Genomic DNA, 20,169 nt, shown 5'->3' with positions numbered 1-20,169 from the left:
CGGGCGCATTGCCTTGTTATTCGCGCGTACGATCCCATCAACGACGGTGTGAACTTCGCCGTCATGACCCGGTCGTGACCCTGGCTGTCACTCTTCCTCGGTCATCGCCTCACCCGGCGGCGCATCCACCCAGCGCCGGGCGACCGCATAATCATGGCCCGCGCGCAGGAAGGCGGCGATCGCCTTCTCCCGCTGCTTGGGGTCGAGCGGCGCGGTGGCATAGGGGCCGACCCTCTTGCGCCGGGCGAAGCGGTCCGCCGCGCTCCATGCGTCCTTGCGCGTCTGCGCGTCGGCCTGGCCCCGGTCTTCCTCCGCAATGCCCGCCGCGCGCAAAGCCTCGTCCACCCGCCGCGCGCCATAGCCGCGCCGGGCCAGCGCGCCGCTCTTCATCACGGCAAAGCCCGCATCGTCGACATAGCCCAATGCGACGAAGCGATCCGCCAGCGCATCGGGATCGGCAGGCTGTTCACCGCCCCAGCCGCGCTCCTTAATCTTGCGTTTCAGATAGGCGAGCAGCTTGCCCCGGCTGGTCGCGAAGCGCGCGACGTGCCGCAGCGCCATGTCGCGCAGCGCGCTGTCGTCCAGCGGTGGGGGGAGGCGTTTGCCGGTCATGCCGTACCTCCATGATACAGTTTGAGTGGGGAACGCCATCTTTATGCCACAGTCGGGCCGGAATTTCACCGTGCCTTGTGGGCTATGAGTGCAGGCTGGAATGGAATAGGCGGTGCATGTAGCGGCCAAAGCTGCTAGCGGCCCCGCTTTCACACCTTTTAAGACATTGGGTGAAACCAATATGACGGGTTCGCAAGAGATGATGGCACCGACGCCGACCACTGATGATCTGCCGCGCCGCTTCTCGGATTTCGAGACGCTGGGCGAGGCGCTGGACTATGCGGCGCAGGGTAAGCGCGGCCTCAATTTCCATGATCCCCGTGGCAATCTGGCGCGGCCCTATCCGTTCAGCGAACTGCGCGACGACGCCGTCGCCTGCGCCCACCGCCTGATCGCCCATGGCGTGAAGCCTGCCGATCGCGTCGCTCTGGTCGCTGAAACCGGCGCGGATTTCGCCATGCTCTTCTTCGGCATCGTCTATGCCGGTGCCTGGCCGGTGCCGCTGCCGCTGCCGACCAGCTTCGGCGGCAAGGAAAGCTATATCGACCAGCTGAACGTCCAGCTCTCCAGCTGTGACCCGATGCTCTTCCTTTTCCCCAAGGAACTGGAAGAGATGGCGGGCGAATCCGGTCGGCAGAAGGCTGTCGAAAGCATCGCGTTCGAAGATTTCATCGCCCGCGAAGCGCCCGCCGTCGCGCTGCCGCAGGCCAAGGGCGAAGAAATCGCCTATCTGCAATATAGCAGCGGCTCGACCCGCTTTCCCCATGGCGTCGCCGTCACCCACCATGCGCTGCTCAGCAACCTGTCGGCGCACAGCCACGGCATGCAGGTGCAGGACAGCGATCGCTGCATCAGCTGGCTGCCCTGGTATCACGACATGGGTCTGGTCGGCTGCTTCCTGTCGGTCGTCGCCAACCAGGTGTCGACCGACTATATGAAGACGGAGGATTTCGCCCGCCGTCCGCTGGCCTGGCTCGACCTCATCAGCCGCAATGAAGGCACCTCGATCAGCTATTCGCCGACCTTCGGCTACGATATCTGCGCGCGCCGCATGTCCAGCCAGACCAAGGCGCAGGACCGTTTCGACCTGTCGCGTTGGCGGCTGGCGGGCAATGGCGCGGACATGATCCGCCCCGACGTGATGCAGAGCTTCGTGGACGCCTTTGCCGACGCGGGTTTCAGCCCCAAGGCGTTCCTGCCCAGCTATGGTCTGGCCGAAGCGACGCTGGCCGTCACCATCATGCCGCCGGGCGAAGGGATCATCGTCGAACTGGTCGAGGAAACCGACCTGTCGGGCGGCGATGCGATGGAGGGCCGACCGCAGCGCTTCCGATCGATCGTCAATTGCGGCAAGCCCGCCAAGGACATGGTCGTGGAAATCCGCGACGAGGATGGCGGCCTGATGAACGAGCGTCAGATCGGCAAGGTGTGGACCACCGGGCCTTCACTGATGGTCGGCTATTTCCGTGACGAAGCCGCGACGAAGGCCTGTATGGCGGATGGTTGGCTGGATACCGGCGACATGGGCTATCTGTCCGATGGCTATCTCTACATCGTGGGCCGCGCCAAGGACATGATCATCATCAACGGCAAGAATCACTGGCCGCAGGATATCGAATGGGCGGTGGAGCAGCTCCCCGGCTTCAAGCAGGGCGACATCGCCGCCTTCGCCATCACCACGCCGGGTGGCGAGGAAGCGCCTGCCGTGCTCGTCCATTGCCGCACGTCCGACAATGAGGAGCGTTCGCGCCTGCGCGACCAGATCCGTGAGCGGGTCCGCGCCATCACCGGCATGAACTGCGTCGTGGAACTGGTGCCGCCGCGCACCCTGCCGCGCACCTCTTCGGGCAAGTTGAGCCGGTCGAAGGCGCGCAACCTTTATCTGACCGGCGAAATCCGCCCCTACGACATCGCCGCCTGACGCCCGTTTATTGCGCCTGAAGCTGCCGCTCGACCTGGGTCCACAGCGCGGCAAAGGCCTGGGCCGACGGAGAGGCGGGGGCGAAGGCGCCCAGCGGCTTGCGGCGCACGGTCATCTGCTCGATCGTGCTGGCCATCGGGATGGCGTTCCAGTCCGGCTGGCTGTCCAGCGCCGCCCGGTGCAGGCTGCGGCGGCGGTCGACCATCGAATAGACCGGCAGGATCGGCGCATGATTGCCGCCCCGCTGGACCAGATAGCGGGCCACTTCCCCCATGGCGCGTTGCGACAGGGGGGACGGGATGACCGGAATGACGATCAGGTCCGCGGCGCGCAGCACCTGCTCGCTGGTTTCCGTGAGGCCCGGTGGGCAGTCGAGGATGATGCGGTCATAGTCGCGCCCCAGGCTCTCGATCAGCTTGGCCAGCCGCTTCTTCTTGTCCATCTCACGGAACAGATGGTCCAGGCTGCGCAGCGACGTATCGGCCGCGATCAGGTCCAGGCCCGGCACGGTCGACGGCTGGATCAGCTTGCGGACGTCGACATCCTTGCTGAAGATCGCCTGCGCCGCATCGCGACTTTCGGTGTCGGTGGACAGCAACCAGCTCGACGCCGCCTGCGGGTCCAGATCCCACAGCAGCGTCCGCCGCTTGGAGATGCAGGCCGACGCCCAGGCCAGGTTGATCGCGAAAGTGGTCTTACCCACGCCGCCCTTGAGACTATAGACGGCGATGGTCGCCAATGTCGGTTCCTTTGCCATGGAACGAGAAGCTACGGCTTCCCGCCATCAAAGCAAGCGCTCAGATCATGGCTTTGTTACGCAGGTGTGACGGACGGCACATGCGACAGCGAAATGGACAGTTGTGACGCTTTTTCCGGCAGAATATCATTTCGTATGTGAAATGATATTCTGCCGGATTTCTATAGTATTTCCAAGACCTTGTCCTGCGGGCGGCAGAAGCGGACGCCCTTATCCGTTTCCACGAACGGACGGTTCACATAGGCAGGGTTAGCGGCCATTTCGTCCAGGATCGCGTCGGCATCCATGTCCGGCAAGCCGCGCTCTTCTGCATCGGTGCCCATCTTGCGGATCGCCTCGGCCGGGGTCAGTCCGGCGTCAGCGATCAACTGCGCAATCTTGGCCCGCGTGTAGGGTGTCTTCAGATAGTCGATCACCTCGACCTCGACACCGGGCGTGTCTTCCAGGATCGCCAGCGTCTTGCGCGACGTGCCGCATTTGGTGTTGTGCCAGATGGTCGCCTTCACGCGTCACCCTCGCGAGCTAGCCATTCTTCGAGCCACTTGATCGTGTAGTTGCCGTCGAGGAAATCGGGATCACGCAGCAGCGCCTGATGCAGCGGGATAGTGGTCTTCATCCCCTCGATCACATATTCCTCCAGCGCGCGCTTCAAGCGCATGATAGCGCCTTCGCGGGTGCGGCCATAGACGATCAGCTTGCCGATCATGGAATCATAATAAGGCGGCACCTTATAGCCCTGATACAGGCCGCTATCGACGCGGACGTGCATGCCGCCCGGCACATGATAGCTGGTGACGGTGCCCGGCGACGGCGCGAAGGTCTTGGGATCTTCGGCGTTGATGCGGCATTCGATCGCATGGCCGGTGAAGCGCAGCTCGTCCTGCGTCACCGAGAGCGGCTTGCCTTCGGCGATACGGATCTGTTCGCGCACCAGATCGACGCCGGTGATCATCTCCGTCACCGGATGTTCCACCTGAAGCCGGGTGTTCATCTCGATGAAGTAGAATTCGCCGTCTTCCCACAGAAATTCGATCGTTCCCGCACCGCGATAGCCCATGTCGGCCATCGCTTTGGCGCACACGCCGCCGATACGCTCACGGTCGGCCTGGCTGAGGATCGGGAGGGGGCTTCTTCCAGCACCTTCTGGTGACGCCGCTGGAGCGAACAGTCGCGCTCGCCCAGATGGATGGCGTTGCCATTGCCGTCACCGAACACCTGGATTTCGATATGGCGCGGGTTGCCGAGATATTTTTCGAGATAGACGGTCGCGTCGCCGAACGCGGCCTTTGCTTCCGACCCGGCCTGCTGCATCAGCGTTTCCAGATCGTCGGGCGAGGTGCAGACCTTCATGCCGCGACCGCCGCCGCCCGACGCCGCCTTGATGATGACCGGATAACCGGCCTTCTCCGCGATCGCCTTGGCCTCTTCCAGGTCGCTGATCGCGCCGTCGGAGCCGGGGACGAGCGGCAGGCCGAGCGCGCCAGCGGTGCGCTTGGCCTCGATCTTGTCGCCCATCGTGCGGATATGTTCGGGCTTTGGCCCCACGAACGCGATGCCATGGGCTTCGACGATTTCGGCGAACTTGGCGTTTTCCGACAGGAAGCCATAGCCCGGATGGATCGCGTCTGCGCCCGAGATTTCGGCGGCGGAGATGATTGCCGCGACGTTGAGATAGCTGTCCTTCGCCGCAGGCGGCCCGATGCAGATCGCCTCGTCCGCCAGCCGCACATGCATGGCGTCGGCGTCGGCGGTCGAATGGACCGCCACGGTCTTGATGCCCATTTCGTGGCAAGCGCGGTGGATGCGAAGCGCGATCTCGCCGCGATTGGCGATCAGCAGTTTCTCGATGGCCATAAGCGTCGCGGGCCTTATTCGATGACGATCAGCGGCTGGTCATATTCGACCGGCTGGCCATTATCGACCAGCACCGCCTTGACCGTGCCGGAGGTTGGGGCGGCGATGGCGTTCATCACCTTCATGGCCTCCACGATCAGGATGGTTTCGCCAGCGGCGATTTGCGCGCCCACGCGGGCGAATGGCGCAGACCCCGGTTCGGCCGACAGATAGGCGGTGCCCACGATCGGCGATTTCACCACGGTGCCGGCCGGCAGAACCGTGTCGGGCGCAGCGGTGGCGGCGGCCGGTGCCGACGGCGCGGCGGCAACCGGTGCGGCGGCAGGCGCCGGAGCATAGACGGGTGCTGCGCTGGCGGCAGCCTTGCGCGCGACGCGGATCTTGCGGTCGCCATCCTCGACTTCGATTTCAGTCAGGTTGGTGTCGTCCAGCAGCGCTGCGAGATCGCGCACCAGTTGCACGTCGACTTGCATTGCGCCCTTTTCTTGTTTGTCGGTCATGTGAAGTCCCTGGCCGGTGAATATCGTTTCTGGTGCCCGCGCCTATGCGCATTTACGGCAAAGCGCAACTTTCGTGCGCCCAAATGCAAAGCGCTACAGTTCCAGTGCGGCTTCCAGCGCCAGCATGTAGGACATGGGGCCAAAGCCCGCGATCGTCCCCTTCGCCGCCATGCCGACATAGCTTTTATGGCGGAAAGCTTCGCGCGCATGCGGGTTGGACAGATGGATTTCGATCACCGGCACGGTCACGGACTTGATGGCGTCGTGCAGCGCGATCGATGTGTGGGTATAGGCGCCGGGGTTGATGATGATCGCGTGCGCCCCCTCCGCATGGGCCTCCTGAATCCAGTCGACCAGATAGCCTTCATGGTTGGATTGCCGAAAGACGATGTCCACATGGGCCCGGCCCGCGACATCCTCCATCCGCTCGGCAATGTCGTCCAGCGTGTCATAGCCGTAGATTTCCGGCTCGCGCGTGCCCAGCATGTTGAGGTTGGGACCATTGAGGACATAGATTTTGCGCGTATCGGCCAAGGCGATCCCCTTCTACTGTTGCGACCGGGGCGGGGCCGCCCCTATATGCGCCACGATCCTTAGCCCTTCCCGTCTCGCCTAGTCGAGACATCTTCTTCTTGTTTGGGACAGCGCAGTGAGCACAGACGGCACCATCTCCATCCACATCAATGGCGAGCATCGCCGCATCCGCGACGGGCTGACCCTGGCGGACCTGGCGAGCGAACTGGGCTTCGTGCCCGAAAAAGTGGCGGTGGAGCGGAATCTGGCGGTCGTGCCCCGATCCACTTTGGCGCAGGTGAAAGTCGAGGATGGCGACGAACTGGAGATCGTCCATTTTGTCGGCGGTGGCGACGTGTCGGCTGTGAATGACGACAGCTGGACCGTGGCGGGCAAGACGTTCCGGTCGCGCCTGATCGTAGGGACGGGCAAATATAAGAGTTTCGAGCAGAATGCGGCGGCGGTGGCCGCGTCTGGCGCGGAGATCGTCACGGTGGCGGTGCGTCGCGTCAATGTGAGCGATCCAAAAGCGCCGATGCTGACAGACTATATCGACCCGAAGGTCATCACTTATCTACCCAACACGGCGGGCTGCTTCACCGGCGAGGACGCGATCCGTACGTTGCGTCTGGCGCGCGAGGCGGGCGGTTGGGACCTGGTGAAGCTGGAAGTGCTGGGTGAGGCGCGCACCCTCTATCCCGACATGGTCGAGACTCTTCGCGCCACGGAAGTCCTCGCCAAGGAAGGCTTCAAGCCGATGGTCTATTGCGTCGACGATCCGATCGCCGCCAAGCGGCTGGAGGATGCAGGCGCGGTGGCGATCATGCCGCTGGGCGCGCCGATCGGGTCGGGCCTTGGCATCCAGAACCGGGTGACGATCCGCCTGATCGTGGAAGGGACGACGCTGCCCGTTCTGGTCGATGCGGGGGTCGGCACCGCGTCGGAAGCGACGGTGGCGATGGAACTGGGCTGCACCGGCGTGTTGATGAACACCGCGATCGCCGAAGCGAAAGACCCGGTGCTGATGGCCGCCGCGATGAAGGCGGGCGTGGAAGCGGGGCGCATGGCCTATCGTGCCGGACGCATGGGCAAGCGCCTCTATGCCGACCCGTCCAGCCCGTTGGCCGGATTGATCTGACAATCCTGCCTTTTCGCCGCCGCAGCAAATTGACCGGCCTCTTTCCTGTGCCTATGGCGGGACCAAAGTCGGAAGAGGAGACAGGCGATGGTGAACAAGCTCTACCCGGATGCTGCGAGCGCGCTCGACGGCCTTCTCTTCGACGGTATGCATCTCTGCGCGGGCGGTTTTGGCCTGTGCGGCATCCCGGAACGGTTGATCGACGCGATCCGCGATTCGGGGGTCAAGGATCTGACCATCGCTTCCAACAATGCCGGTATCGACGGCGAGGGACTGGGGAAGTTGCTGCGCACGCGGCAGGTCAAGAAGATGATCTCTTCCTATGTCGGCGAGAATAAGGAGTTCGAGCGGCAATATCTGGCCGGCGAACTGGAGGTGGAATTCTGCCCCAGGGAACGCTGGCCGAGCGTTGCCGCGCGGGCGGCGCGGGCATCCCCGGCTTCTACACCAAGACCGGCGTCGGCACGCAGGTGGCCGAGGGCAAGGAAGTGAAGAATTTCGACGGGCAGGATTATATCCTGGAGCGCGGCATCTTCGCCGACGTCGCCATCATCAAGGGCTGGAAGGCCGACGAAAGCGGCAATTTGATCTTCCGCAAGACCGCGCGCAACTTCAACGCACCCATGGCGACCGCCGCGAAGATATGCATCGCGGAGGTCGAGGAAGTCGTGCCAACCGGCAGCCTGGACCCTGATGCGATTCACCTGCCCGGCATTTATGTGAAGCGGATGATCGTGGGTGCGCCCTATGACAAGAAGATCGAGTTTCGGACGGTAAGGCAGCGAGAAGCGGCGTGACCTCGCTCATGCCGCGCTTGGGGTCGGCGCTTGTTTTCATGCCACTCGCTGCCTGTGCGACCTTGCCGCCTGCGACCGTTTCCGCGCCTTCCGCCGACCCGCCTGCCGGGATGCAATATCTCTACGGGTCGGGCGAGGCGGCGGCTTTGTCGGTCCAGGCATGGCATGCGCTGGTCGACCATGTATCGGCCAGGGTGAAGGCGCGCCCGGCCGATAGCGTGGTGCTGGCGGAAGGCACGAGCCTGACCGCACCGAGGTTCCTGCCTTGTGGCGACAAGCCGTTGGCGGCCGTGTTCGATGTCGACGAGACGGTGATGCTCAACACCGGCTATGAATATCATGGCGCGAAGATCGGTAAGGGGTTCGACGCGGCAAGCTGGGACGCGTGGGAAAAGACGGGCGAGGACGCGGTCGGCCCGGTGCCCGGCGCGGACGTGGCGCTACGCGATCTGCGTGCGCTGGGCGTGACGGTGATTTTCAACACCAACCGGTCGGCCGCCAATGCCGATGCGACCGCGCGCGCCATCAAGGCGGCGGGCTTGGGCGAGGCGGTGCATGGGCAGACGCTATATCTGAGCGGCGACGACGCGATGGGATCGCGCAAGGATGGCCGCCGCTGGACGATCTCGGCCAAATATTGCGTTATCGCGCTGGGCGGCGATCAGCTTGGTGACTTTTCCGACCTGTTCAATGCAGGCCAGTCCGTGCCCGCGCGCCGCGCCGCGACCCTGCAACCGTCGATCGCGGCGCTGTGGGGCAATGGCTGGTTCGTGATGCCCAACCCTGTCTATGGCAGCGGCCTCAAGGGCGGATATGACGATGTGTTTCCGATGGACAAGAGGTGGGCGCCGCCCATCCAAGGGGAGAAATAACAATGCCCTGGACTCGTGACGAGATGGCCGCGCGGGCGGCGAAGGAATTGCAGGACGGCTTCTACGTCAATCTGGGCATCGGCATCCCGACGCTGGTGGCGAACCATATTCCCGCTGGCGTCGAAGTGACGCTCCAGTCGGAAAACGGGATGCTGGGCATCGGCCCGTTCCCTTTGGAAGGTGAGGAAGACGCCGACCTGATCAACGCAGGCAAGCAGACCATCAGCGAGCTGCCGCAGACCGCCTATTTCTCAAGCGCCGACAGCTTCGCCATGATCCGCGGCGGGCATATCGACCTTACCGTGCTGGGCGCGATGGAGGTGGCGGAAAATGGCGACATCGCCAACTGGATGATCCCGGGCAAGATGATCAAGGGCATGGGCGGCGCGATGGATCTGGTCGCGGGCGTCAAGAAGATCATTGTGGTGATGGAGCATACGTCCAAGAATGGCGATCCCAAGTTCATTCCGGCCTGCACCTTGCCGCTGACCGGCAAGGATGTGGTCGACATGATCGTCACCGACCTGTGCGTGTTCCAGCGGCCCGACCATGACAGCCCGTTCAAGCTGGTGGAACTGGCGCCGGGCGTGACGGCGGACGAGATCGCGGCTAAGACCACCGCGCATTATGTGAGCTGAGGACGGCCAGGATGAGCCTTGACGGCGTCTATGACGACAACAATCCCTTTGCCCTGATCCTTCAGGGCAAGATACCGTCGACCAAGCTGTATGAAGATGCGCATACGCTGGCCTTCCTCGACATCCAGCCGCAGGCGAAGGGGCACAGCCTGGTCATTTCCAAATGGTCCAAGGCGCGCAACATCCTGGAGATCGAGGATGAGGCGCTGGCGCAGGTGATGGCGACGGTGAAGAAGGTCGCGAACGCAACGCGCAAGGCGCTCGCGCCCGATGGCATCCATGTCGCCCAGTTCAACGGTGCACCTGCGGGGCAGACGGTGTTTCACCTGCATGTCCATGTCGTGCCGCGCTGGGATGGCGGGCCACAGGGCTTTGCCGCTCACGCACAGGGGTCATTCGCCGATGCGGACGCACTGGCCGCGCTAGCCGACGATATTCGCGCGCAATTCTGATGATGTTTGTCTTTAATGGTCTGCCGGTGCCTGCACGGGAGGCGCGCTGATGGGCCTGCGCCCCTTCAACGCGCCGGGTGCGCGCCTGGCCTTGCGGTCGAAGCGCGCCAGCACCCTGCTGTCGGGAACGGGCGGCGACAGCGAGGTGATACTCGATATTTCGCGGCTGCTGTCCCGGTCCTTCCACCCCGCGCCCACGGGTATCGACCGGGTCGAATATGTCTATGCCCGCGAATTGCTGGCGCGGATGCCCGAACGCCTCGTCTTTTCCGCCGTGCATCCCGCGGGCGGCTATTATGGGCGGCTGGACAATTCCGCGGTGCGCCAGTTTCTGGCCTTCACCGCCGCCAAGTGGCGCAATGCGCGATCGGCGGACACCAAGGAGAGCAGGGCGGCGGTCGTCCGCCACCTGTTCGCCACGCGGCCCAGGCCCGTACCGCGCGCCACAGCGCCCCGCGTCTATCTGCAAGTGTCACCCCATCATCTGGACGACCATGAGAAGGTCCGTGCGATCCTGCGGGCCGAAGGCGCGAAGTTCATCACCCTGGTGCATGACGTCATCCCGCTCAGCCACCCGGAATATGCCCGCCCGCAGGGTGCGGACGAACATCGCCGTCGCGTGCGGACGATCGACAGTTTCGCGGCGGGCATCATCGGCAACAGCCAGGCGACCATCGACGCGCTGGAGCCGCATATGGCCCATGGCCTGGATGGACGCGCCGTCCGCGTCGCGCATTTCGGCGCGGATGCGCCTGACATTTTTGGCAGCACGCCGCAGCCAGTGCCGGACCGGCCCTATTTCGTCTATATTTCCACCATAGAGCCGCGGAAAAACCATCTTCTGTTGCTCAATATCTGGCGTCGCCTGGTCGAACGCTGGGGTGAAGCGGCCCCGATACTGGTGTTGATCGGCAAGCGGGGATGGGAAAATGAAAATGTCATCGACATATTGGAACGTGGGGAAACGCTGCGCGATCATGTGATCGAAGCGGGTGAGGTGTCGGACAATCGGATGCATGCGTTAGTGGCGGGGGCGCGCGCCATGTTGATGCCGTCCTTTGCCGAGGGGTTCGGCATGCCGGTGGTGGAAGCGCTGGCCGCCGGCGTCCCGGTCATTTGCAGCGACATCGTCGCGCATCGCGAAGTGGGCGGGGAAGCGCCGGACTATCTCGATCCGCTCGATGGCCTGGGGTGGATGCAGGCGATAGAGGCATATAGCCAGCCCGATGCACCGGCGCGTGCGGCGCAGATCGCCCGCCTGTCGACCTGGCGCGCGCCGACCTGGAGCGACTATTTTGATATCGTGACAGATATCATCGAAGAGGTGACAGTTTCTGTTTCTTGACCTTCCGGCCTGGCCGTCACATGGTCGGCCACGGAACAGGGGCTTGGCCCATATGAGGGCGGCATTGGGCATCATCATATTGGCACGTCTTTGCGCGGGATATGCCGTGCAGGCATCGAACCACCGCTCATGACAGCCATGCCCTTCCTGCGATCGCCGCCATTCCCCGGCATTGCGGCTGCGACGGCCGCCGTCAGCATCAGCCAGAGCAATGACGCACGGCATGAGTCGGTATCCGACGCCGTGCTCGACATGATCGCCCAGGCGCGGATTGGCGGCGATTTCTGGGGAGAGCGGCCGGAGGGCCTCCAGGTCCTTGTGCAGGATGCTATCGGCGCGGTCGACCTGACGTCAGGCGACGTGATGCCGGAGCAGATCGGCATTTTGCGCGCGACCGATGGTGGAGGCAGGTCGAACATGATCGGGCGTCGTCTCCCGACATGCTGCGACCCCTGGGCGCTGGTCGAACAGGTGCGCGCCGTGTACGCCGCGCCGGACGATGACATTGCGTTGGTCGCAGGATTATCGAACGTGCCCGTATTCGATCGCGACGGCCGCCCGATCGCCCCGGCCACACTCCGTGTCGCGGCAAAATCGCGCATCGCCCAAGCGTCCTATCGCGACTGCTTCACCGGCGAACCGACAGACGTCGCGCAGGCGATCGGGCAACTGGCCGATTGGCGGCGTCATATCGATGGCAATCGCGGCATCGCGGCGGCCAGCGGCATGGCGTTCTGGAAGCAAGACGTCATGCGCCATTTCCTTTGGGACGGGCTGGGTACGCCGCCTTTCCTGTCCGCCAAGCGCGGTTTGCACAGGGCGCAGCAGACAGGCGGCGCACTGGCCATATGGCCTTCGCGCGTTCCGCCCTCCACATCGCAGGAGGCAGACTCTCAGGGCGTCGCCGTCGCGCGGGTGGAGGACGGGTTTCTTCGGTCGCGAGGATTGGGGGCGGCCCTGCATCCGCCCGGGTCGGTGGTTGTGGACCGGACCGGCATCTATTATGATGCCCGCCAGGCCAATGATCTGGAAAATCTGCTGGCGACGCATGATTTTTCGGCGACGCTCGTTGAACGCGCGCGCCTGCTGCGCCTGAGCATCTGCGGATCGGGCGTCACCAAATATGGGCCGGGGGCGGGGCGCATGATCGGCCTGCCGGAGGGGCGTCGCACGGTTCTGGCGGTCGGCCAGGTCGAAGACGATCTGTCGGTGCAACTGGGCGGGGCCGGGGTCGACGGGAATCTCGATTTTCTGGCGCGGGTGCGGTCAGCCGAGCCGGACGCCTGGATCGTGTATCGCCCGCATCCCGACGTGCAGGCCGGACACCGGAAGGGACATCTGGCCGACGCGACGGTGCTGGCGCATGCCGATATGATCGACACCGGCGCTCCGCTTATGGAATTGGTGCAGGCGGTGGACGAAGTGCATGTTCTGTCGTCACTCACCGGCTTCGAAGCGTTGATGCGTGATCGGCCCGTCACGGTCCATGGCATGCCCTTCTATGCCGGATGGGGATTGACGCGGGATCTGGCTCAGGCGACCGGTCGACGGGGGCGCAGGCTCGACGTGGATCAACTTGTCGCGGCGACACTCATTCTCTATCCCCGATATATTGACCCGGTCACACAATTACCTTGTGGTCCGGAAGTCATGGTGGATCGTTTAGCGAACGGATTGACGCCGCCGGTGACGTCGCTCATTCGACTGCGGATGCTACAAGGGAAGTTGCGCCGATTTATGACTGTGTCTGCCGAGTTCTTCCGTGGTTGAGGGCGCCGCGAAGACATTTCTGTTCCTGCAAGGACCACATGGCCCCTATTTCGCCATGCTTGCAGACGCGCTGCGCGACCGGGGCCATCGGGCGCTGCGGATCAACATCAATGGCGGCGACAAGGTCGACTGGCCGGGTGATGCGACGGACTATCGCGGCACCTTCCGCAACTGGCCGCTCTTCTTCGATGATTTCATCGTGGACCATGGTGTCACCGACCTAATTCTTTACGGCGATTGCCGCCCCTATCATGCGTCCGCCCATGGCATGGCCCGGCTGCGCAACTTGCGCGTTCATGTGGTGGAAGAAGGCTATATCCGGCCCGATTTCCTGACCTTTCAGGATGATGGGGTGAACGGCAATTCCACCCTGCCGCTGGACCCGCAATGGTATCTGGACCAGGCGCAGAACCTGCCGCCCACGCCCGAGGACTTGCCACAGGTTCCGTCGAAGTTTCGCACCCGCGCGCGCAACACCATGCGCAACGGGTTGTCCGCCGCGATCATGCGGCCCTATTTTCCATTCTACCGGACGCACAGGCCACACAGCTTCCTGATCGAATCCCTGTCCTGGTGCCGCAAGCTCATCATGCGGCGGAAGGACGCCCGCGCCTCTGCGGATGAATGGTCACATGTCCAGGGCAAGCGGTACTTCACCCTCCCGCTGCAACTCAATTCCGACTATCAAATCCGCATTCATTCGCCGTTCGGCAATATGCGGGCGGCGCTTCGCTTCGTGATCAAGAGCTTTGCCCGCCATGCGCCGCAGGACGTTCTGCTGGTCGTTAAACGGCATCCGCTGGATTCCGGGCTGGTCGGATGGGACAAGCTGACGCGACGTCTGGCCAGGCAATATGGCGTGTCAGAGAGGGTCGTCTATCTCGCCGACTGGGATATCGACCAGGTCGTGCAGCGCAGCATCGGGGTGGTTACCGTCAACAGCACGGTGGGAACATTGGCGCTGAACGCCGGAAAACCGGTGCTGGTTCTGGGGCATGCCGTGTATAAGGTTCCTGGCGTGGTCTATAGTGCCGGGCTGGACCATTTCTGGTCTGACCCGCAGAAGCCCGACATGGCGCTATATTCGGCATTCCGCCGCGTCTTGATCGATCGCTGCCTGATCCGGGGCGGGCTTCTCAGCGACACCGGCCTCGATATGCTGGTACGTCATGCCGTCGAGAGGCTGGAACGGCACAAGGGTGCAGCGCCATCTCCCGCGTCGCTGGGCGATCATATCCACTATGCGGTGCATTGACGGCGATCGTCATGCTGACAGGCCGTCCGGGGGCAGGGATATGATCGTGTCGGCCAACTGGGCGATGTCGGCCTGATCGTGGCTGACCAATAGGATTGGAATCCGCAATTCCTGCTTGATGCGGTCGATGATGGCCCTGATCTGTACCCGTCGCGGCTCGTCCAGCGACGCCAGCGGTTCATCCAGCAACAGGAAGCGCGGCCCGGATAACAGGGCGCGGCCGATCGCGACGCGCTGCGCCTCGCCACCGGACAGGGTCGAGGGCCAACGATCGAGCAGGGCGGCAATGCCGAGCGCCTCCACGATCCAGTCGAAATCGAGGGGCTGCGGCGTTCTTCTGGCATAGCGTAGATTGCCCAGCACGCGCATGTGAGGGAATAGCCGCCGGTCCTGGAAGACATAGCCCGCTTGTCGTGCGGCAACAGGCAGGGCAATGCCCGACCGGCTGTCGAACAGGGTTTCGCCGCCGATGACGACATGGCCTTTGTCCGGTTTGACGATGCCCGCGACCATGTTGAGCACCGTGCTCTTGCCGATACCCGATGGCCCCACCACAGCGACGAGGCCGTCGCTGGTGCGGCATTGGAAGCGGATGTCGGTTTCGCCGACTTTGCGCGCAAGATCGATGTCAAAGGACATGTGTATTCCGCGACTTGCCGGCGCGCCGGACGAGAAGGCCGGAGATCAGGAGCGCCGCCATGGACAGCAAGATAGACACCACTGCGAAGCCGGCGGCGATCGTCTCTCCGCCCGGCACCTGGAGTGCGGAGTAGATGGCGATCGGCAGCGTGCGGGTTTCGCCCGGTATATCGGATACGAAGGTGATGGTCGCCCCGAACTCCCCCAGCGATCGCGCAAAACCGAGCACGATCGCCACCAGCACGCCGGGTGCAGTCAGCGGCAGAGAGATGGTCAGGAAAATCCGGATGCGCGTCGCACCCAGCGTTTCGGCGGCCTCTTCCAGCTTGCGATCCACCGCTTCGATCGAAAGCCGGATGGCGCGCACCATCAAGGGCAACGCCATGATCGCCGCGGCAAGCGCGGCGCCTGTCCAGCGGAACAAGAGTGTGATCCCGAACTGGTCCTGGAGCCAATGTCCTATGGGCCCGTTGGCGCCGAACAAGATGAGCAGCAGCCACCCGGTGACCACGGGCGGAACGACCAGCGGAAGATGGATCAGGGCGTCGAGCAACAGCTTGAACGGGACGTTCCACCGTTCCAGCATCCATGCCAGAAAAAATGCCAATGGCAGCATGGACGCCACGGCGACGATGCTGACCTTCAGGGAAAGCGCGATGACGACCCAGCTTTCGTCCGGGAAGGTGAACATCGTCATGTCACGATATCGCCAGAAACAGGGAAGCCATGGGAGGCATCGTCATTCGACTATCGCCGGAACAATTTGCATGGCCGCCGATCATGAGGCAGGCGTGAAGCCGTAGCGCGCCAGGATCGCCTTGCCCGAGGCTGATAGCAGGAACCGGCGAAAGGGTTCCGCGTCGGGATGGCGGCTGGTGCGCAGTCTCGCCAGTGGATAGCGGATCGGCGTATGGCTGTTCGACGGAAATGTACCGACCACCGCTACGCCGCGTGTTGCACGGGCGTCCGTCGCATAGACGATGCCGAGCGGCGCTTCGCCACGCTGGACGAGGGCCAGCGCGGCGCGGACATTATCGGCCCGGGCGACGCGGTTGGCGACCTGGGGCCAGACGCCCAGCGCGGTGAGCGCCGCCTTGCCATATTTTCCCGCTGGCACGGCGTCGGGATTGGCCATGGCGAGGCGTCCCCCGCCTAACGCCCGCGCGATCGGCATGCCGCGCGCGATACGTAGCCGGACCGGCTTGGCCGCTGGGCTGACCAGCACCAGGCTGTTGCCCGCCAGATCGACACGGGTGCCCCGTGCAAGGAATCCGCCATGTTCGACGTCGGTCATCCATTCCTCGTCGGCGGACAGGAAAAGATCGGCGGGTGCCCCGGCCCTGATCTGCCGCGCCAGGGCGGAGGAGCCGGCAAAGGAAATGATCGGGCGTGGATGGCCCTTGGCCGCCCATGAATCGGCGGCCGCGCTCATGGCTTCCTGCATGCTGGCTGCGGCCAGGAGGATGGGGCCTTTGTCATTGGGGGCCGCCTGAGCCGCCGCGCAGAAGAGCAGCGGCAGCAGGGTGAGGAAACGCAACAGGATCATCATGGCTTTTGTGTGCCGGGCCTGACGGCATCGCGCAAGGCCATGACGCTTTTGCCGCGCGCGGCGATAGGATAGGGACCAGCGCCATGACCGATCGGAATCAAATCCCGCGCTGATATGGCTATCGTGCGAAGCCAGTGCGGCCAATGCGGCGTGGGGTGTGGGGTGCGCGCCTTTGTGGAGTCGGACCGTCGGCTCCAGATCGAGGGCGACCGGCTGCATCCTGCCAATGGCGGGCGGCTATGTTCGAGGGCCGATGCGCTAAAGTCTATGGCGTCGATCGATCGGCGATTGCTGCAACCCTGGGTCGATGGGCGGCAGCAAGGCTGGGACAAGGCCATTGGTCAGATTGCCAAGCGGCTCTCGACTTTGATAGCGCGCCACGGTCCGGGCAGCGTTGCGATGCATGTCGGCGGCGGTTTGCTGACCGAGGATTATTATGTCGCCAACAAGCTGATGAAGGGTTTTTTCGGCTCCGCGCATATCCATGCGCCCTGGCGGGGCGCGACCGATGCGATGCAAAAGGCGGCGTTCGGTCAAGACGTCATGCCGGGCACCTTTGAGGATATCGATCATGCCGATCTGATCCTCATCGCAGGCGCCGATATCGCCCAGGCGCATCCGGTGCTGCTGGAGAGAATAGAGGCGGCGCGGGAAGAGCATGGCGCGACGCTCGTTCGAATCGCCGATATCGGCACGTTGGACGATGTCGAGGTTGATATGCGGCTGGACGTCATGCCGGGCAGCACGGCGCAATTGCTCGCCGGGCTTTTGCTTCATGCCCATGATAGCGGCGCGCTCGATCCGGACGATCTGGCAAGACGCGTGACCGCACCGGCGGACTTTTGGGACAGGCTGCGGTCCGGCCGGGATATATGGTCGCTCGCGAAGCTTTGCCGCCTTGCGCCTGCGCAGATACGGGCCTTCTACGAACTGGTGTCGGCGCATGACAGGGTTGTCACGCTGATCGACGCCGATGCCGACCTGTTGGCGGCTGCGCACAATTATCATCTGGCGACCGGCAGGATCGGGCGTTTGGGCGCGACGCCCTTTGCATTGACGGCGCAATCCAACGGCATGGGCGCGCGCGAGGTTGGCTGTATGCCAAGCGCTTTGGCCGCCCATCGCGATTTCACGCCGGACGCGCTGGCGCAAGTCGGCCGCTTCTGGGGCGCGCGTCATCTGGCGCAGGCGCCCGGCCTGGAGGACGACGCGCTGCTGGAAGCCATATATGATGGGCGGGTCAAAGCGCTGTGGAGTATCGGCGCGGATGAAGCGGCTGCGCCGTGGCTGGATAGGGCGCGAAAGGCGGTCCCGTTGTCGATCCGATCGACGGACGCTGCTTCAGAGACACAGGAAGGCTGGACCATCGTCCTGCCGTCACCCGCCTGGATTGAGAAGGACGGCACATTGACGGGCATGGATCGCCTGATCAGTCGCCAGCGGCGTCTTTTCGATCTGCCCGGTGACGTCAAGCCGGACTGGTGGGCGCTGACGAAGGTTGCCCAGGCGATGGGTTGGGGGGACGCCTTCCACTATGAACGCTCTGCCGACATCTATCGCGAGCATGTGCGTCTGACGGCTTATGGCAATGACGGCTCCCGCCTGCTGAACCTCAAGCGCCATGCGCCCATATCCAACCCGGCCTATGACGAACTTACGCCGTGGCGCTGGGGTGAGGTGCCGTTCGACGAAGGGCGCTTCCCGACGCCGGACGGGAAGCCGCGATTGTTACCCATCGGGCGTCAACCCGACGCGGCGACATCGTGAAGATGGGTGAGCAACGTGTCGCCATTGGCCGTCCAGGTGAACCGTAAAGCTGCCGCGCGGACATCCGATTTGGCGGGCGGCGCGTCCAACAGGGCGCTGACGGCCTGTGCGATGGCTTCGGGATCGCGCGCGACGATCCGGCCCGCGCCGGGCTGATCGAGAAGTTCGCGCGCGCCACCGACATCGGTGATGACGATGGGCGTGCCGCAGGCCAGCGATTCGACCCAGGCATTGGCCAGTCCTTCCGATTCGGACGGCAGCGCCATGACGTCGGCGGCGGTATAAATTCGTGGTAGTTTATGATGGGGCACGGAGCCGAGGAAACCCACGCGCCGTTCCACGCCCAATTCCTGCGCCAGATTTTCCAGCGTCCGCCGGAAAGCGCCCTGGCCCGCCAGCAGCAGTGTGACGTCGGGCAGCAGGGGCAGCGCGCGGACCAGCAGATCCTGGCCCTTGCGCGGGATGAGTGCGCCTACGCACAGGAGAACGGGACCACTGAAATCCAGCGCCGCCTTGGCCGCATCGCGATCGCCTGTCTCGAACGTGTCGAGATCCACGCCGGTATAATGGACCCGGATCTTGTCGGCATCGATTCCCATCCGGGCCATCGACCGCCGCATGGCTTCCGACACGGCAAGGAGGCCGCCCGCGCCATGCGCCGCGTTCAGCACCATCTTGCGGGTGCTGCGTTGCGTACCCCAATAGTGGATGTCGGCGCCGCGCGCCTTGACCGAATAGGGAATGCCGAGCGCCTTCGACAGCCGTTGCGCGACCGGGCCATCGGGAAAAAAGAAACTGGCGTCGATGACGTCGAACGGCTTTTCTGCATGGAGTCTTCGGACCAGCGGCAGGATCGCGCGGGTCATCGCGCCGACATTGGTCCGGCCACCGAATTTGGGGATGATCCGGAAGGTGGGGCGATAGACGGTCAGTTCGCGCCATCGTTCCTTGCGCGGCAAGGCACGCAACGGCGCGTAACGCGCTGCCAGCGACAAAGGCCATGGCGGAAGGCCGACCGGCGCGACGACGGTGACGTCGGCTTCGGGGCGGCTCGCCAGTTCGCGCGCTTGCCGTTCCACGAACACGCCGAAATTGGGTCGGCTGATGTCGGGAAAGAGGGTCGATAGCGTGAGGACGTTGAGCGCCATGGCCTCTCTTTCGCAGAATAATGTTTAGCGGACGGTTAAGCAGTCCCGTGCCGCCTTGGCTAGAGCCGTCGGACGAGTTGCACCGCCACAGCGGCCCATGGCGGATCGGTCAGCACCAATTGCCGCCCGCCCGATCCCAAAGGCAGCAGTTGCAAGCGGTCGCCTTCACGGCCGATCAGCCGGCCGAACAGAAAACGGCCGGCCGGGCGGGGGCATAGTATGTCGCGGTTGAGCGCGGCGGAAAATTCGTCCGGCGCGATTCGCCGACACCAGATGGCGTCGCCGCTGCGATAGTCGCCGATACTGGCGTTGACATGCACGCCGACCATGCCGTCCGATGCGACCGGGGGAGGGAAGGATAGTGGTCGGGTGGGCGCCCGCGCACCATCCGGACCCAGCAGGGCCGCCACCGGTACGGCCGCCTGTCCCGGCAGCGCGACCAGTTCGGACGTGGTGACGTCCAGCGCCATCGCGATGCGATTAAGCCATTTGACCGACACGGTACGCGTGCCGGTTTCCAATCGCCCGATCGTCTGGGCCGTGGTGGGCGGATCGCATAGCGTCCCGACCTGTTCCAGCGTCAGCCCCTTCGCCTTGCGAACTTCCCGAATGCGCGTGATCATTATGTGTTCCGAATTAGAA

The 20,169-nt window shown here is 63.9% G+C and carries 19 protein-coding genes and 2 pseudogenes; 10 read left to right on the top strand and 11 right to left on the bottom strand.

Annotated elements, in window-relative coordinates:
- Positions 1-87: 87 nt before the first annotated feature.
- Positions 88-612, bottom strand: coding sequence for a regulatory protein RecX (locus U5A82_RS16700; protein WP_326291956.1), 525 nt, complete (start codon positions 610-612; stop codon positions 88-90).
- Between the two features lie 199 nt (positions 613-811).
- On the opposite strand from U5A82_RS16700, the gene U5A82_RS16695 reads away from it, so the two are divergent.
- Positions 812-2,533, top strand: a complete 1,722-nt coding sequence (locus U5A82_RS16695) for a fatty acyl-AMP ligase (protein ID WP_326292972.1) — start codon at positions 812-814, stop codon at positions 2,531-2,533.
- 7 nt (positions 2,534-2,540) lie between these two features.
- Here U5A82_RS16695 and U5A82_RS16690 read toward each other — a convergent pair whose 3' ends face one another.
- From U5A82_RS16690 to aroQ, 5 genes and pseudogenes are all read right to left on the bottom strand, one after another.
- Positions 2,541-3,290: a ParA family protein gene (locus tag U5A82_RS16690; RefSeq protein ID WP_326291954.1), complete on the bottom strand. Its 750-nt coding sequence runs from the start codon at positions 3,288-3,290 to the stop codon at positions 2,541-2,543.
- Between the two features lie 161 nt (positions 3,291-3,451).
- A complete protein-coding gene (locus U5A82_RS16685) occupies positions 3,452-3,796 on the bottom strand; it encodes an arsenate reductase family protein (protein ID WP_326291953.1) in 345 nt (114 codons plus the stop codon).
- Positions 3,793-5,144: pseudogene (gene accC / locus U5A82_RS16680) on the bottom strand (acetyl-CoA carboxylase biotin carboxylase subunit). Before accC ends, U5A82_RS16685 begins: the two are co-directional and overlap by 4 nt.
- 14 nt (positions 5,145-5,158) lie before the next feature.
- Positions 5,159-5,644, bottom strand: a complete 486-nt coding sequence (gene accB, locus U5A82_RS16675) for an acetyl-CoA carboxylase biotin carboxyl carrier protein (protein WP_326291952.1) — start codon at positions 5,642-5,644, stop codon at positions 5,159-5,161.
- A 93-nt stretch (positions 5,645-5,737) separates the two neighbouring features.
- Positions 5,738-6,178 (bottom strand): type II 3-dehydroquinate dehydratase, encoded by a 441-nt coding sequence (gene aroQ / locus U5A82_RS16670; protein ID WP_326291951.1) that lies wholly within the window; start codon positions 6,176-6,178, stop codon positions 5,738-5,740.
- 115 nt (positions 6,179-6,293) lie between these two features.
- On the opposite strand from aroQ, the gene thiS reads away from it, so the two are divergent.
- The 8 genes and pseudogenes from thiS to U5A82_RS16630 all read left to right on the top strand — a co-directional run bounded on the left by thiS (position 6,294) and on the right by U5A82_RS16630 (position 14,424).
- Complete coding sequence (gene thiS, locus U5A82_RS16665; RefSeq protein WP_326291950.1) at positions 6,294-7,295, top strand: sulfur carrier protein ThiS; 1,002 nt, start codon at positions 6,294-6,296, stop codon at positions 7,293-7,295.
- 87 nt (positions 7,296-7,382) lie between these two features.
- Positions 7,383-8,092: pseudogene (locus U5A82_RS16660) on the top strand (CoA transferase subunit A).
- A gap of 38 nt (positions 8,093-8,130) precedes the next feature.
- Positions 8,131-8,964 (top strand): HAD family acid phosphatase, encoded by an 834-nt coding sequence (locus tag U5A82_RS16655; protein WP_326291949.1) that lies wholly within the window; start codon positions 8,131-8,133, stop codon positions 8,962-8,964.
- Positions 8,965-8,966: 2 nt separating this feature from the next.
- Positions 8,967-9,602 carry a CoA transferase subunit B gene (locus U5A82_RS16650; protein ID WP_326291948.1) on the top strand — a complete coding sequence of 212 codons (636 nt, stop codon included), beginning with the start codon at positions 8,967-8,969 and terminating at the stop codon, positions 9,600-9,602.
- 11 nt (positions 9,603-9,613) lie between these two features.
- Positions 9,614-10,054 carry an HIT family protein gene (locus U5A82_RS16645; RefSeq protein ID WP_326291947.1) on the top strand — a complete coding sequence of 147 codons (441 nt, stop codon included), beginning with the start codon at positions 9,614-9,616 and terminating at the stop codon, positions 10,052-10,054.
- Positions 10,055-10,103: 49 nt separating this feature from the next.
- Positions 10,104-11,399 (top strand): glycosyltransferase family 4 protein, encoded by a 1,296-nt coding sequence (locus tag U5A82_RS16640; RefSeq protein ID WP_326291946.1) that lies wholly within the window; start codon positions 10,104-10,106, stop codon positions 11,397-11,399.
- A 129-nt stretch (positions 11,400-11,528) separates the two neighbouring features.
- On the top strand, positions 11,529-13,169 hold the full coding sequence (locus tag U5A82_RS16635; protein ID WP_326291945.1) for a capsular polysaccharide export protein, LipB/KpsS family: 1,641 nt from the start codon (positions 11,529-11,531) through the stop codon (positions 13,167-13,169).
- A complete protein-coding gene (locus U5A82_RS16630) occupies positions 13,162-14,424 on the top strand; it encodes a capsule biosynthesis protein (protein ID WP_326291943.1) in 1,263 nt (420 codons plus the stop codon). Before U5A82_RS16635 ends, U5A82_RS16630 begins: the two co-directional genes overlap by 8 nt.
- A gap of 9 nt (positions 14,425-14,433) precedes the next feature.
- Here U5A82_RS16630 and U5A82_RS16625 read toward each other — a convergent pair whose 3' ends face one another.
- The 3 genes from U5A82_RS16625 to modA all read right to left on the bottom strand — a co-directional run bounded on the left by U5A82_RS16625 (position 14,434) and on the right by modA (position 16,609).
- Positions 14,434-15,063: an ATP-binding cassette domain-containing protein gene (locus U5A82_RS16625; RefSeq protein WP_326291942.1), complete on the bottom strand. Its 630-nt coding sequence runs from the start codon at positions 15,061-15,063 to the stop codon at positions 14,434-14,436.
- Positions 15,053-15,760, bottom strand: coding sequence for a molybdate ABC transporter permease subunit (gene modB / locus U5A82_RS16620; RefSeq protein ID WP_442802183.1), 708 nt, complete (start codon positions 15,758-15,760; stop codon positions 15,053-15,055). Before modB ends, U5A82_RS16625 begins: the two co-directional genes overlap by 11 nt.
- 81 nt (positions 15,761-15,841) lie before the next feature.
- Positions 15,842-16,609, bottom strand: coding sequence for a molybdate ABC transporter substrate-binding protein (modA, locus tag U5A82_RS16615; protein ID WP_442802218.1), 768 nt, complete (start codon positions 16,607-16,609; stop codon positions 15,842-15,844).
- A gap of 117 nt (positions 16,610-16,726) precedes the next feature.
- On the opposite strand from modA, the gene U5A82_RS16610 reads away from it, so the two are divergent.
- On the top strand, positions 16,727-18,379 hold the full coding sequence (locus U5A82_RS16610; RefSeq protein WP_326291940.1) for a molybdopterin oxidoreductase family protein: 1,653 nt from the start codon (positions 16,727-16,729) through the stop codon (positions 18,377-18,379).
- On the opposite strand, the gene U5A82_RS16605 is transcribed toward U5A82_RS16610, so the two are convergent.
- Positions 18,355-19,527 carry a glycosyltransferase gene (locus U5A82_RS16605; protein ID WP_326291939.1) on the bottom strand — a complete coding sequence of 391 codons (1,173 nt, stop codon included), beginning with the start codon at positions 19,525-19,527 and terminating at the stop codon, positions 18,355-18,357. The two genes, U5A82_RS16610 and U5A82_RS16605, sit on opposite strands and share 25 nt — an antisense overlap.
- A 59-nt stretch (positions 19,528-19,586) precedes the next feature.
- The gene (locus U5A82_RS16600) at positions 19,587-20,150 is read right to left on the bottom strand and encodes a helix-turn-helix domain-containing protein (RefSeq protein ID WP_326291938.1); all 564 of its coding nucleotides are present in this window, start codon (positions 20,148-20,150) and stop codon (positions 19,587-19,589) included.
- Positions 20,151-20,169: the final 19 nt, after the last annotated feature.

This window comes from Sphingobium sp. CR2-8, from assembly GCF_035818615.1.
Classification (GTDB): Bacteria; Pseudomonadota; Alphaproteobacteria; order Sphingomonadales; family Sphingomonadaceae; genus Sphingobium.
Note: the sequence above shows the minus strand (reverse complement) of the source record. Positions and strands in the feature narration are given on the sequence as shown.

Coding starts and splice junctions, on each gene's coding strand:
- U5A82_RS16700 (WP_326291956.1), bottom strand. CDS start 612: ATGACCGGCAAACGCCTCCCCCCACCGCTGGACGACAGCGCGCTGCGC.
- U5A82_RS16695 (WP_326292972.1), top strand. CDS start 812: ATGATGGCACCGACGCCGACCACTGATGATCTGCCGCGCCGCTTCTCG.
- U5A82_RS16690 (WP_326291954.1), bottom strand. CDS start 3,290: ATGGCAAAGGAACCGACATTGGCGACCATCGCCGTCTATAGTCTCAAG.
- accB (WP_326291952.1), bottom strand. CDS start 5,644: ATGACCGACAAACAAGAAAAGGGCGCAATGCAAGTCGACGTGCAACTG.
- U5A82_RS16655 (WP_326291949.1), top strand. CDS start 8,131: ATGCCACTCGCTGCCTGTGCGACCTTGCCGCCTGCGACCGTTTCCGCG.
- U5A82_RS16650 (WP_326291948.1), top strand. CDS start 8,967: ATGCCCTGGACTCGTGACGAGATGGCCGCGCGGGCGGCGAAGGAATTG.
- U5A82_RS16645 (WP_326291947.1), top strand. CDS start 9,614: ATGAGCCTTGACGGCGTCTATGACGACAACAATCCCTTTGCCCTGATC.
- U5A82_RS16640 (WP_326291946.1), top strand. CDS start 10,104: ATGGGCCTGCGCCCCTTCAACGCGCCGGGTGCGCGCCTGGCCTTGCGG.
- U5A82_RS16635 (WP_326291945.1), top strand. CDS start 11,529: ATGACAGCCATGCCCTTCCTGCGATCGCCGCCATTCCCCGGCATTGCG.
- U5A82_RS16625 (WP_326291942.1), bottom strand. CDS start 15,063: ATGTCCTTTGACATCGATCTTGCGCGCAAAGTCGGCGAAACCGACATC.
- modB (WP_442802183.1), bottom strand. CDS start 15,760: ATGACGATGTTCACCTTCCCGGACGAAAGCTGGGTCGTCATCGCGCTT.
- modA (WP_442802218.1), bottom strand. CDS start 16,609: ATGATCCTGTTGCGTTTCCTCACCCTGCTGCCGCTGCTCTTCTGCGCG.
- U5A82_RS16610 (WP_326291940.1), top strand. CDS start 16,727: ATGGCTATCGTGCGAAGCCAGTGCGGCCAATGCGGCGTGGGGTGTGGG.
- U5A82_RS16605 (WP_326291939.1), bottom strand. CDS start 19,527: ATGGCGCTCAACGTCCTCACGCTATCGACCCTCTTTCCCGACATCAGC.
- U5A82_RS16600 (WP_326291938.1), bottom strand. CDS start 20,150: ATGATCACGCGCATTCGGGAAGTTCGCAAGGCGAAGGGGCTGACGCTG.